Here is a 13,328-nt window from a genome sequence, read left to right on the forward strand (position 1 = left end):
CGGATAGCATAGTTCACCTCTGTTTTCCTTTGAATAAATTTAGTGTTTTATCAAATACAAAGTAAAGGCGGATAGCCTGACCCCATAAAGGAAAGAGGCCGACTAAGCGGTGTGCTAAGTAGGCCTCTTTCCTTTATGGGGTCACGCCCAAAGTATGTTTAAATTACTTTATTGCATCAACAATTAATTGTGCTGTTTTTTTGCTGGCACCAATTCCGCCAAGTTTTTCTTCCAGTAAATCGTAGTTTTCCAGAAGGGTTTTACGATAGTTAGGCTCTAGAATTTTGGTTAATTCTTCTCGAATGCGTTTGGTGGAGCAATCGTCCTGAATTAATTCGGTTACTACTTCTTTGTCCATGATTAGGTTGACAAGTGAAATGTATTTTAACGTAATAATGCGTTTGGCTATTTGGTATGATGCCCAACTGCCTTTGTAGCAAACCACTTCGGGAACTTTGAAAAGCGCGGTTTCTAAAGTTGCGGTGCCTGAAGTTACCAATGCTGCGGTGGAATTTCGCAATAAAGAATAGGTTTTATTCGAGATGAATTTTATGTTTTCGCTAGCAATGAATGGCTCATAAAATGAAAATTCCTGACTTGGCGCACCTGCGATTACAAATTGATAATCGGGAAAATCAGTGACAACGCTTAACATTACGGACAGCATTTTGCTGATTTCCTGTTTGCGGCTTCCCGGTAAAATGGCTATGATTGGTTTTTCGGATAATTGGTTTTCTGTTCTAAAAGTATTGGTGTCAATACCCGATTGGTTGTGAATAGCATCAATCAAAGGATGGCCTACAAATTCAACAGGGAATTGATGTTTGACTTCGTAGAAATCTTTTTCGAAAGGCAAAATCACGTACATTTTGTCAATGTCGTGTTTTATGGCTGTGATGCGGTTTTCTTTCCAAGCCCAAATTTGAGGAGAAATATAGTAATGATTTTTATATCCGGATTGTTTCGCCCATTTGGCGATTCGCATATTAAAACCGGGATAATCGATATAAATGATTACATCTGGATTGAATTTTGAAATGTCGTTTTTACAAATTTTAATGTTATTTAAAATGGTTTTCAGATTGAAAATCACTTCAATGAAACCCATAAAAGCCAATTCGCGATAGTGTTTGACTAAAGTGCCACCTACATTTTGCATCAAATCGCCACCCCAAAAACGGATGTCGGCATTTGGATCTTCTTCGTAGAGTGCTTTCATTAAATTGGATCCATGTAGATCTCCAGAAGCTTCTCCTGCAATAATGTAATATTTCATTTTTATGATTTTAAAAAATTATAAATGTGTATAACGCCATCAGCTTTCATCTCATTTTTAACAAACAAAGATAGATTAATTCTTTTTTATGATTCTAATGGAAATGCCATAGACATTCTTTTTTTATAAACCATTAAGGGATTAAGTTTTATTAAGAAAGACTACGAATCTTAATTTTCTTAATATCTTAATGGTTCAAATCTTTAAAAATCACAAGTTAAATGTTTTGAGTTCCTAAAGATTAAACTTTTTTACAGAAACAAAGTGATAATAGTCAATGCGATAACTGCCAAAACGACACCTCTTGCCATAAGTTCTTTATTCATTTTTAGTAATATACCAAAAGCAATTAAATCAAGTATGGAACCTAGTGTGACTATTTTTCCGAGGTGACCTTGGCTTTTCATTAATTGAAGTCCAGCTATAAAATCCAAATGAACTGCAAAGGTAATGTAGAGGAACATTCCCAAGATAGAAGCCAAGATTCCAATCACAAATCCGATGAGTAAGTCTATTTTGTTCATTTCCAGTCTCTATTGGTTAAGTTTTGGATTGCATGATGCGCCGTTAGATCAAATTGTACTGGAACTATAGAAACAAAACCATTTGCCAATGCCCATTCATCGGTATCTTCGCCTTTGTCTTGGTTAACAAATTCTCCAGTAAGCCAGTAATAATCTTTGCCTTGTGGGGTTTTTCGTTTGTCGAATTTTTCCATCCAAATGGCATTCGCTTGACGGCAAATTTTGATTCCTTTGATTTCTTTTTCTTTTAATTTTGGAAAATTCACATTCAAAATCACCCCTTCTGGCAGTTTCTTGTTCAGAACCTCTAATGTGATATTTTTGATATATGATTTAATTTGCTCAAAGTCGGCATCCCAATCATAATCTAATAAAGAAAAACCAATAGCTTGAATGCCTTCAATTCCTGCTTCAACAGCGGCACTCATGGTTCCAGAATAAATGACATTTATAGAAGAGTTAGAACCGTGATTGATGCCAGAAACGCAAAGATCCGGTTTTCGTTTCAGAATTTCATGCACCGCTATTTTTACGCAATCTACCGGTGTTCCGGAGCAGCTGTATTCTGTAATTGAATCGGTTTCTTTTGAAATTTTATTGAGATGTAGTGTGTTATTAATAGTGATGGCGTGTCCCATTGCGCTTTGTGGTTTGTCCGGAGCTACGACAATTACTTCTCCTATTTCAGACATAACTGCAATTAAAGCTCTTATTCCCGGAGCCGAAACGCCATCGTCATTCGTTATTAGTATTAAAGGTCTTTCAATTTTCATTAGTATTGTATTTTAAAAAAGAATTGTTGAAAAAAATTAAGTTTCGAAACAAATGTAGTAACACAAAATCTTATATTGCGAACAAATAAAATATATTTTTCAGACTGATTCGTTAAGGCTGAAAATTCTATTTTATATCTTTAACAAAAAATTATGTAGCAATCTAGCGGGTTGGCATGGTTTTTAATGTAACTTAGATAAAAAAATTGATGAATCCTATTATTAGATTTATGAAAAGAAACTATAAAATACTCATAGCGGTGGTATGCCTTTCGGCTACCTTATTTGCGTTTACTATTAATTCAAAAAAAGAAGTAGATCCAGATAGAGATAAGTTGCTTTTGGAGCTGTTGACTTTTGTAATAGAAAAAGGCCATTACAATCCTGCGGTTGTTGATGATTCTTTTTCAAAAGGGGTGTATAAAGATTACATTACTGCTTTGGACCCTTCCAAACGTTTTTTCCTGCAATCGGACATCAACGAGTTTTCTAAATTCGAAATGGAATTAGACGATCAGTTAATTAATAAAGATTTGACTTTTTTTAATCTTACTTACGATCGTTTGATGCTTCGTATGGAGGAAAGTAAAAAAATATTCAAAGAGATTTTAAGCAAACCTTTCGATTATAGCATAGATGAGGAATTTAATGTAGATTACGATAAAGCTCCTTATTCAAAAAATGTAGCTGAGCTGAAAGAAAAATGGAGAAAACAAATTAAGTTATCTACCCTTTCTTCTTTTACGGACAAACAGAAGTTAGAAGAAGATAAAAAGGGGAAAGATCCTAAATATGGAGTAAAGTCTAATGAGGAACTTGAGAAAGAAACAAGAGAGAGTTCACTAAATTCATTAAATGAGTCTTTTGGATTTATGAATGAATTGAAAAGAGATGATTGGTTTACCTTGTATATCAACTCTATTATGTCTCGTTTTGATCCTCATACGTCTTATTTTGCACCAGAAGAAAAAGAGCGTTTTGATGTAAGTATGAGCGGAAAATTAGAAGGAATAGGAGCTCGTTTGCAAAAGAAAAACGATTATACCGAGATTTCTGAGCTTATATCTGGTGGTCCTGCTTGGAGAGGAAAGCAATTGGAAGCAGGAGATTTAGTAATGAAAGTTGCACAAGGCAATGGGGTTCCTGTTGATGTTGTTGGGATGCGTTTGGATGATGTTGTCAAAAAGATAAAAGGGCCAAAGGGTTCTGAAGTTCGTCTTACCGTTAAGAAAGTAGATGGTACAATACAAGTTATTTCTATCATTAGAGATATTGTTGAGATTGAAGAAACTTATGCTAAATCTAGCGTTGTTGAAAAAAATGGTTTAAAATATGGTGTTATTTATTTGCCTAAATTTTATATCGATTTTGAAAATAAAGACGGTAGAGATGCGGGTAAGGACATCGCTCTTGAAGTAGATCGATTGAAGAAAGCAGGGGTAAAAGGAATTGTATTGGATGTTCGTGATGATGGAGGTGGATCTTTATCAACTGTTGTGGATATTGCGGGTTTGTTTATAGAACAAGGGCCTATTGTGCAAATCAAATCAGCAGGTAAGAAAAAAGAAATTTTATATGATACCGATAAAAAAATTGAGTGGGATGGACCTTTGGTAATCATGGTAAATGAGTTCTCAGCATCGGCTTCAGAGATTTTGGCAGCTGCTATTCAAGATTATAAAAGAGGGATCATCATCGGAAGTAAGCAAACTTATGGGAAAGGAACCGTGCAAAATGTAATCGATTTGAACCAATTTGTTCGTAACAGCTCTGCAGGAGATCTTGGAGCATTGAAAACTACCACCCAGAAATTTTATAGAATAAACGGAGGATCAACTCAATTGGAAGGAGTGAGCAGTGATGTTGTTATGCCAGATCGTTATGCTTATCTAAAAATGGGAGAGCGTGATGAAGAGAATGCTATGCCATGGGATAAAATAGATCCGGCACTTTATGGCGTTTGGAAGGATAATTCGAAATTTGATCAGGCAATAATTAACAGTAAAAAGAGAATTGCGAATAACATCCAATTTCAATTGATCGAAGAAAATGCAAAATGGATTGACAGCAGAAGTAACGAAAATACCTATAGCTTAAATATTGACAAATTTTTGGTTGCTCAAAATCAAATAGAAAATGTAGCTAAGAAATATAAACCGATAGTTGATTATAAAAACAATTTAAAATTCACGTCATTACCATACGAGTTGGAAGGCATGGCTAAAGATGCTGCTCTAAAAGAAAAGAGAGAAAGATGGCATGAAGGTTTGGCTAAAGATATTTATGTTGAAGAAGCTTTGAATGTATTGGATGATTTACAAATGAAACCAATTGTAAGGAACAGTATGGTCAGTGAAATAAAAAAAGGTAAATTGGTTAAATCATAACATTTTGCTATGATTTCAAAATAGTTATAAGAAACGCTTCAATGTATTTGGAGCGTTTTTTTTATTGAGTTTTGTGCAATAGGCTGTCTTCCGCCAATTGATTTGTTCCTTTTTTTCTTAATGTAAATTTATATCTTAACAAAACATTATCTTATACTTAGGGAGTTGATATAGATTTTAATGTAATTTCGAAAAATATTTAGCGAATTCGGTTATTAGCTTTATGGTTCTATTCCGAAGTTTCTGAATGCAAAAAATAATGAAGAATGGCGATACGATGTTCTATTAAAAATAAATGTTATCCACGAATGAAAAAAAAATATAAAATACTCATAACTGCGGTATGCCTTTCGGTTACTTTATGCGGTTTTACTATTAATTCTAAAAAATCGGTAGATCCAGAAAGAGATAAATTGCTATTGGAGTTACTGACTTTTGTTGTTGAAAAAGGACATTATAATCCGGCAATTATTGATGATGATTTCTCAAAAGGCGTTTATAAAGATTATATAGCAGGTTTAGATCCTTCTAAACGGTTTTTCTTGCAATCGGATATCAATGAGTTTTCTAAATTCGAATTGGAGTTGGACGATCAATTAACCAATAAGGATTTGACCTTCTTTAATCTTACTTACGATCGTTTGATACTTCGTATGGAAGAAAGTAAAAAAATTTCCAAAGAGGTTTTGAGCACGCCTTTTGATTATAAAATGGAAGAAGATTTTAATGTGGATTCTGATAAAGCTCCATATGCCAAAAACATCAAAGAGTTGAAAGAAAAATGGAGAAAACAAATAAAGTTATCTACTCTTTCTTCTTTGACTGACAAACAAAAATTAGAAGAAGATAAAAAATTAAAAGATCCAACATATATTGTAAAACCTGATGTTGTCTTGGAAACAGAAACAAGAGATAGTTCATTAAATTCTTTGAACGAGTCTTTTGGATTTATGTATGAATTAAAAAGAGACGATTGGTTTACGTTATATATCAATTCTATAATGTCTCAATTTGACCCGCATACCACTTACTTTGCCCCCGAAGACAAAGAGCGTTTTGATACGAGTATGAGTGGTAAATTTGAAGGTATTGGTGCTCAATTACAAAAGAAAAACGATTATATTGAAGTTTTAGAGCTTATTTCTGGTGGGCCAGCTTGGAGAGGAAAACAATTAGTGAAAGGAGACTTATTGATGAAAGTAGCCCAATCTAATGGAGTTCCGGTAGATGTTGTAGGGATGCGCTTGTCTGATGTTGTTAAAAAAATAAAAGGACCTAAAGGTTCTGAAGTTCGTCTTACCGTTAAAAAAGCAGATGGAACTATACAAGTTGTTCCTATCATAAGAGATGTTGTAGAAATTGAAGAAACGTATGTGAAATCTAGTGTTGTTGAAAAAAACGGCTTGAAATATGGGGTTATTTATTTGCCAAAATTTTATCTTGATTTTGAAAATAAAGATGGAAGAGATGCGGGTAAAGATATTGCTCTAGAAGTGGATCGTTTGAAAAAAACAGGAGTAAATGGTATCGTTTTAGACGTCCGAGATGATGGTGGTGGATCTTTGTCTACAGTTGTTGATATTGCGGGATTATTTATTGAACAAGGACCTATCGTTCAGGTTAAATCAGCGGGGAAGAAGCAACAGATTTTGTATGATACTGATGAAAAAATAGAATGGGATGGCCCATTAGTCATTATGGTAAATGAATTTTCGGCTTCGGCTTCTGAGATCTTGGCAGCTGCTATTCAGGATTATAAAAGAGGTATCATCATTGGAAGCAAACAAACGTATGGCAAAGGGACAGTTCAAAAAGTAATTGACCTGAATTTATATGTGCATAATAATACAGCGGGTGATTTAGGGGCTTTAAAAACAACTATTCAAAAGTTTTATAGAATAAACGGAGGATCCACGCAATTGCAAGGCGTAAGCAGCGATATAGTAATGCCAGATCGGTATGCCTATCTAAAAATGGGAGAACGGGATCAAGAACATGCAATGCCATGGGATAAAATTGATCCAGCTCCTTATACAGTTTGGAGTGCCACTTCAAATTTTGAGCAAGCGATTAGTAACAGTAAAAAGAGAATTGAAAAAAGCATTCAATTTCAATTAATCGAAGAAAATGCAAAATGGATTGACACTAGAAGTACAGAAAATAATTACAGTTTGCATATAGATGAATTTAAAGTAGCTCAAAATCAAATTGAAGAAATGGCTAAAAAGTATAAACCAATTGTTAATTATAAAAATAATTTAAAATTTACTTCACTACCTTATGAATTAGAAGTGATCAGCAAAGATCCAGTTCTAAAAGAAAAGAGAGAAAGATGGCATGAAAGTTTATCAAAAGATGTTTATGTTGAAGAAGCTTTGAATGTATTGGATGACTTGCAACCCAAATCGATTGTGAAAACTAGCATTCCTACAGATAAAAAGAGGAGATTAGTTAAATCGTAATAGTTATTTTAAGACAATATAAAAACAGAAAAGTGCTTCAGTAATTTGAGGCACTTTTTTTGTATTATTGAAAAGGATAATTATATCAGATTGGGACCAATGAAAAAATGGTTGCTTTCTATGGGGAAGGAAGATATGATCTAAAATAAATTAGTAATAGTAAAAAAAGAATGGGTTTTAATACCATTTATTGTTTACCATTCGTTTACTTTATTAGCATCCATTTTTATGAAAATAAATAGCAAAATGGTGAATCCCCAAAGCCCAGAACCTCCATAGGAAAAGAAAGGCAATGGTACTCCAATAGTTGGGAAAATACCGATAACCATAGCGATGTTTACAAAAAAGTGGGTAAATAATATCCCAGCAACACAGTATCCATAAACTCTGCTGAATTTAGTTTTTTGTCTTTCGGCTAGATAAATTACGCGAAGAAACAAACCAGCAAACAATCCAATTACCACTAAGGAACCAACAAAGCCCCACTCTTCGCCAACAGTGGTAAAAATGTAGTCGGTATGTTGTTCGGGTACAAATCCACCTTTTGTTTGTGTTCCTTCTAGAAACCCTTTGCCGAACCATCCACCGGATCCAATTGCAATTTCAGATTGATTGGTATTGTATCCGATCCCTTTCATATCTACCGATTTCCCGAGTAAAATATTAAAACGATCGCGGTGATGTTGTTTGAAAACATGTGTGAAAACATAGTTTACAGACAATACAAAACCAGATATTACAATAAAAAGAATAGTACTTAATACGATGTTTCTATCACCTAGTCTTGATTTGAAATGTATCAGAATCAGCGCAAGTAGAGCCATTAAAATAACATATTGAGGCTCTAAAATAAGTGTTAACATAAAAAGTAATATGGTGATAAATCCTGTCCAAACATACCAAGAAGGTAATCCTTCACGAAACAGTACAATTATAAAAATGCTATAAATTAAGGCACTTCCAGGGTCGGGTTGAGGCAAAATAAGCATGACAGGTAAAAAAACTACGGCTAATGCCTGTATTTGTCGATTGACATCTTTTAAATTAATTTGAGTGTCACTCAAGTATTTTGCCAGTGCCAATGCTGTGGCTGCTTTGGCAAATTCAGATGGTTGCAGTGTAAAACTCCCAATCGCATACCAACATCGTTGTCCTGCAATTGTTTTACCAAAAACAAATAATCCAGCTAATGATAATAAAGAAATTCCGTATATTATACTGGCATATTTTTCATAAAATTTACCATCAATGTATAATAAAATAAAAATTAATGGAATTGATAGGACAATAAAAATAGCTTGTTTCTCATAAGTGCCTTCAGTAGATGACAATGATGAAGAATAGATGTTTAACCAACCTAAAAACACAAGTGCTATATAGATAATGATACATATCCAATCAATATTGTTTGATAAATTTTGATTTTTCATTTGAAACGTGATGAATAAATTATCTTCCGATTTATATTAAGAATACGTTCCTGACGACCCTAGGCAATAAACTGCTTTTTCGGAAGAAATGAATGTATTATGTTTTGGCTTTGGTTGAATCTGTTTTTATTACGGGTGCTTTTGTTTTGCTTTTTAAAATAGAATCTTTAATCCTCAATTCTTTTTTAATTTCTTCCGAAAGTCCTCCTAGTTTTGCATATTGTCCTTGCAAACTGATATTTAATACTCGAGTTTCTAAATCAGTTCTTGTGATTTTTTTTCTCAGATATTTTTCAATCATTAAACTGGCAATTGGCCCAGCTATAGTGGATCCAAAGCCCCCGTTTTCGACTAAAATGGCAATGGCTATTTTGGGGTTGTCTTTTGGAGCAAAAGCAACAAAAATGGAATGGTCTTTAAGTTGAACTCTTTTACCATCAATTTTGGCAAAATTTTCTGCAGTTCCTGTTTTTCCGCAAATATCTATTCCCTCTACCTTTAAAGCATAGGCAGTACCATGGTTGTAAACATCAAACAAACCTTGAATCATAGGAGGAAAATATTTTTTATCAATAGTTGTTACGTGTTTTGTAGTGAATTTAGGGTCTATTTTTTCTCCTTTGATTTTTTTAATGATGTGAGGAGTATAATAATAACCTTGATTGGCTACTGCCGACATCATATTGGCCAATTGTATAGGCGTCATCAATACTTCTCCTTGACCAATGGCATTAGAGATTATTGTTGTTCCTCTCCAACCACCATTGGGATATATTCTTTTGTATGTTTTGGAAGTGGGGATATTCCCCTTTTTTCCAATAGGTAAATCATAGCCCATAAATTGACCTAGCCCAAAACTTTTTACATGGTTGCTCCATACATCAACTGCATAAGCGGGTTTTTTGTATTTGGCGATAGTTCTCAGATACACATTAGAGAAATAAGCATTACAGGATTTGTAAATCCCAACATTCAGACTTCTAGGGCCAAAAATACCGCAGTGACATCTTTGAAAACGCCCTCTTGCGTAAGAAAAACCATGACTACAACCAAAAGTGGTTTCTTCGTCAACAACTTCTTCTTGTAGCCCAACTAGTCCGGTCATAATCTTAAAAGGAGATCCAGGAGGATACTCGGCAAGTAGCCCTCTATCATAAAGGGGTTTTGCGATAGAATCGTGATACAGTTTTGTGTAATTTTTTGAACGTTGTCGTCCTACTAATATTCCGGGATCATAAGAAGGAGCGGTAACAAGTGCCAGGATTTCACCTGTTTTAGGTTCAATAGCAACAATTCCACCTCTTTTATTGACCATTAATTCCTCGCCGTATTTTTGTAATACAGCGTCAATAGTTAAGTTAATATCTTCACCTTGTACGGCGATGGTGTCATATTTTCCGTTTTTGAATGAACCAATTTCTCTGTTAAATTTATCCTTCTGGAAATATTTAACGCCTTTTACACCGCGCAAAATTTCTTCATAGCTTTGTTCAACACCTTGTTTGCCTATTAAATCACCACTTTTGTAATATGGATTTTTTTCGATAAGCTTCTCGTTTGCTTGTGTAATAAACCCAAAAATATTGGCGCCGAAATTTACTTCGTAATCACGTAAAGAACGTTTTTGAAAATAAAAACCTTCGAATTTTCGAATTTTTTCTTGAAAAGCAGCAAATTCAGTTTTATTCAACTGAGCTAAAAAGACAGAGGGCAATCTAGGGCTGTAGACTTTGGCTTTTTCAACTTTTTTTATAAAATCCTCTTTGGTAATATTTAAAAGTTGACAAAATTCAATTGTGTCTGTATTTTTAAGCTCTCTAGGAATAACCATGATGTCATAGGAGGGCTGATTAGCCACTAATAGCACACCGTTTCGGTCATAGATATATCCTCTTTCCGGATAGTCGTATTTAATTTTTATTGCATTATTGTCGGATTTTAACTTAAAAGAATCATCAACAATTTGCAAATAAAAAATACGAATTAATAGTAAAGAGGCACCAATGATAATTAAAGCTGGCAACAAGACTTTTCTCATCGTTTATTTGGCTTTATAAGATAAATTAATATAATGCAAGTAATTATGGTGAAAACAGTACTTAATAATGTTCTAAGTAATACATCCAAAAAGAAGCTTATTTGAAAAGATTCCAGTAAAAACAGAGTGAAATTATGCGTTATAACAGATAATAAAATAAAAGTAAATCGTTCGGGTGTTAAAACATCATTTAATTTTACAGTTTGATACTCATAACTAAGACCAAATGAAAATTTAAAAAAGGAAGGTCTTATATAGGCGAGTAGTACGCATGCCGTTGCGTGAACACCACCAGAATTACAAAACAAATCCATTATCAATCCGAGGAAAAAGCTAGATACTAAAAGACCGTATTTATTTCCGTTTACAGGATAAAGAATTATGAAAAGAATGTAGGGAAATGCAGTTACATAGCCCCAAAAATTCATGTTGTTAAAAACAAGTATTTGAACTGCCAGTAAGAGTACAAATCGAAAAATATTGCCTAATACGATGCTATTCATCCTTTCCTAGTTTTTCTAGATTTTTAATTTCTTCATTGTCTTTACTTTTGATAATGTATACATAACCCAAATTGGTCATGTCATTGAATAATTTTACATTTATCGTGTAATAATGGGTTTTGTCATCAGGAATGAATATTTTATCGATTGTCCCAATTCCTATATTTTCTGGAAATATTACAGATTGTCCCCCTGTAACAATAGTGTCCCCTTTTCTTATTGAAGCTAATCTTGGTACATCTATCAATTGCACAAAACCAGTACTTTTTCCATCCCAATTCAAAGTTCCAAAATGGTCAGAATTCTTGATTTTGGCGTTTATTTGAGATTTAATATTTAATATACTAATAACAGTAGAATAGTTGGCAGATACATTATCAATAATACCTACAATTCCCAAGCTGTTTATCACTCCCATATCGGGTTTAACACCAGATTTGGCGCCAGAATTCAAAGTTAAGAAATTCTCATATACATTATATGAGTTATGAATTACTCTGGAAACAATGATGTCTTTTGGTAAAACTCCTTTTAAACTGTCTAGGTTTGGGGCTTTTAATGTATCTTTAGTCTTAAAGAGCAGACTTTTTAAATTAGCGTTTTCTAAAGCAAGTTCTTCGTTTTGTTCTTTTAAGTGAAGGTATTCCTCGAAAGAATTAATTCGTTCGTATACACCTCCGCTCAGGAAATTGGCAGAACTAATAACTTTGCTTTTATGAAAAGAATGGGATTGAATGGTAAGAGATAACGAAATACCCAAAAGCAGCAAAAACAGTAATCTATTACTGTTTTTTATAATAAATGAAAATATTTGCTGCATTTTTTACGGTATAATTGATGTTATATAACTAAAAACTCTAACGAGAACTAGGTTCTATTTAATTAGGATATTTTTAAATTTAGCAATATTTTTAAGTGCCATTCCGGTTCCTCGTACAACAGCTCTTAAAGGATCTTCTGCGATATAAACTGGTAAATCGGTTTTTTGCGAAATTCTTTTGTCAAGACCTCTTAACATAGAACCACCACCTGCTAAGTAAATACCGGTGTTGTAAATATCGGCAGCTAACTCCGGAGGAGTTTGAGACAATGTTTCCATTACCGCATCTTCAATTCTTTGTATTGATTTGTCTAGTGCTTTTGCAATTTCTCTATACGATACTTCTACCTGTTTAGGTTTACCGGTTAGTAGATCTCTTCCTTGAACAGACATGTCTTCTGGAGGTGTTTCTAAATCTTCGATAGCAGCACCAATTTGTATTTTTATTTTCTCAGCAGTACTTTCCCCAACAAAAAGGTTGTGTTGTGTACGCATATAATAAACAATGTCATTAGTAAATACATCACCCGCAATTTTTACGGATTTGTCGCAAACGATACCGCCTAATGCTATTACTGCAATTTCTGTAGTTCCACCACCTATATCAACAATCATGTTTCCTTTTGGTTGCATAATATCGATACCGATACCAATTGCTGCAGCCATAGGCTCGTGAATCAAATATACTTCTTTACCGTTAACTCTTTCGCAAGATTCTTTAACCGCTCTCATTTCCACTTCTGTAATTCCAGAAGGGATACAAACGACCATTCTAAGGGCTGGTGTAAACATTCTTTTTTTCAATGCAGGTATGCTTTTAATAAACATACTGATCATTTTTTCAGAAGCATCAAAATCGGCAATTACACCATCTTTCAAAGGTCTTATCGTTTTTATGTTTTCATGCGTCTTCCCTTGCATCATATTGGCTTCCTTACCAACTGCAATAATTTTGCCTGATATTCTATCACGCGCAACTATAGACGGACTGTCAATTACGACTTTGTCATTGTGAATGATTAAAGTGTTTGCTGTACCAAGGTCTATCGCAATATCCTCAGTCATGAAATCAAAAAAGCCCATATGCCTTATTGGGGTTAAAAAGTTATAAATAA

General features: G+C 33.8%; 10 protein-coding genes. 2 read left to right on the forward strand and 8 right to left on the reverse strand.

Going from position 1 to position 13,328, the window contains the following annotated elements; all coding sequences use genetic code 11:
- Positions 1-163: 163 nt before the first annotated feature.
- The 3 genes from lpxB to surE form a co-directional block, all read right to left on the reverse strand.
- Positions 164-1,276: a lipid-A-disaccharide synthase gene (gene lpxB, locus DB891_RS13030; RefSeq protein ID WP_116764019.1), complete on the reverse strand. Its 1,113-nt coding sequence runs from the start codon at positions 1,274-1,276 to the stop codon at positions 164-166.
- 251 nt (positions 1,277-1,527) lie between these two features.
- Positions 1,528-1,800 (reverse strand): hypothetical protein, encoded by a 273-nt coding sequence (locus tag DB891_RS13035; protein ID WP_116764020.1) that lies wholly within the window; start codon positions 1,798-1,800, stop codon positions 1,528-1,530.
- Entirely contained in the window at positions 1,797-2,573 is a 777-nt protein-coding gene (surE, locus tag DB891_RS13040) for a 5'/3'-nucleotidase SurE (RefSeq protein ID WP_189337152.1), read from the reverse strand. The genes DB891_RS13035 and surE overlap by 4 nt, the downstream gene beginning before the upstream one ends.
- A 209-nt stretch (positions 2,574-2,782) precedes the next feature.
- Between surE and DB891_RS13045 the strand changes: the two genes are divergently transcribed.
- Both DB891_RS13045 and DB891_RS13050 read left to right on the forward strand, forming a co-directional pair.
- A complete protein-coding gene (locus DB891_RS13045) occupies positions 2,783-4,960 on the forward strand; it encodes a carboxy terminal-processing peptidase (RefSeq protein ID WP_116764021.1) in 2,178 nt (725 codons plus the stop codon).
- A gap of 308 nt (positions 4,961-5,268) precedes the next feature.
- A complete protein-coding gene (locus tag DB891_RS13050; protein WP_116764022.1) occupies positions 5,269-7,422 on the forward strand; it encodes a carboxy terminal-processing peptidase in 2,154 nt (717 codons plus the stop codon).
- 194 nt (positions 7,423-7,616) lie between these two features.
- Here DB891_RS13050 and rodA read toward each other — a convergent pair whose 3' ends face one another.
- The 5 genes from rodA to DB891_RS13075 all read right to left on the reverse strand — a co-directional run bounded on the left by rodA (position 7,617) and on the right by DB891_RS13075 (position 13,296).
- On the reverse strand, positions 7,617-8,852 hold the full coding sequence (gene rodA / locus DB891_RS13055; RefSeq protein WP_116764023.1) for a rod shape-determining protein RodA: 1,236 nt from the start codon (positions 8,850-8,852) through the stop codon (positions 7,617-7,619).
- A 97-nt stretch (positions 8,853-8,949) separates the two neighbouring features.
- Positions 8,950-10,890 carry a penicillin-binding protein 2 gene (gene mrdA, locus DB891_RS13060; RefSeq protein ID WP_116764024.1) on the reverse strand — a complete coding sequence of 647 codons (1,941 nt, stop codon included), beginning with the start codon at positions 10,888-10,890 and terminating at the stop codon, positions 8,950-8,952.
- Positions 10,887-11,393 carry a rod shape-determining protein MreD gene (locus tag DB891_RS13065; RefSeq protein ID WP_116764025.1) on the reverse strand — a complete coding sequence of 169 codons (507 nt, stop codon included), beginning with the start codon at positions 11,391-11,393 and terminating at the stop codon, positions 10,887-10,889. Before DB891_RS13065 ends, mrdA begins: the two co-directional genes overlap by 4 nt.
- A complete protein-coding gene (gene mreC, locus DB891_RS13070) occupies positions 11,386-12,213 on the reverse strand; it encodes a rod shape-determining protein MreC (protein WP_116764026.1) in 828 nt (275 codons plus the stop codon). Before mreC ends, DB891_RS13065 begins: the two co-directional genes overlap by 8 nt.
- 54 nt (positions 12,214-12,267) lie before the next feature.
- Positions 12,268-13,296, reverse strand: coding sequence for a rod shape-determining protein (locus DB891_RS13075; protein WP_116764027.1), 1,029 nt, complete (start codon positions 13,294-13,296; stop codon positions 12,268-12,270).
- Positions 13,297-13,328: the final 32 nt, after the last annotated feature.

The sequence above is a fragment of the Flavobacterium laiguense genome, assembly GCF_003097655.1.
Lineage (GTDB): Bacteria > Bacteroidota > Bacteroidia > Flavobacteriales > Flavobacteriaceae > Flavobacterium > Flavobacterium laiguense.

Coding starts and splice junctions, on each gene's coding strand:
- lpxB (WP_116764019.1), bottom strand. CDS start 1,276: ATGAAATATTACATTATTGCAGGAGAAGCTTCTGGAGATCTACATGGA.
- rodA (WP_116764023.1), bottom strand. CDS start 8,852: ATGAAAAATCAAAATTTATCAAACAATATTGATTGGATATGTATCATT.
- mrdA (WP_116764024.1), bottom strand. CDS start 10,890: ATGAGAAAAGTCTTGTTGCCAGCTTTAATTATCATTGGTGCCTCTTTA.
- DB891_RS13035 (WP_116764020.1), bottom strand. CDS start 1,800: ATGAACAAAATAGACTTACTCATCGGATTTGTGATTGGAATCTTGGCT.
- DB891_RS13050 (WP_116764022.1), top strand. CDS start 5,269: ATGAAAAAAAAATATAAAATACTCATAACTGCGGTATGCCTTTCGGTT.
- DB891_RS13075 (WP_116764027.1), bottom strand. CDS start 13,296: ATGGGCTTTTTTGATTTCATGACTGAGGATATTGCGATAGACCTTGGT.
- DB891_RS13045 (WP_116764021.1), top strand. CDS start 2,783: ATGAATCCTATTATTAGATTTATGAAAAGAAACTATAAAATACTCATA.
- mreC (WP_116764026.1), bottom strand. CDS start 12,213: ATGCAGCAAATATTTTCATTTATTATAAAAAACAGTAATAGATTACTG.
- DB891_RS13065 (WP_116764025.1), bottom strand. CDS start 11,393: ATGAATAGCATCGTATTAGGCAATATTTTTCGATTTGTACTCTTACTG.
- surE (WP_189337152.1), bottom strand. CDS start 2,573: ATGAAAATTGAAAGACCTTTAATACTAATAACGAATGACGATGGCGTT.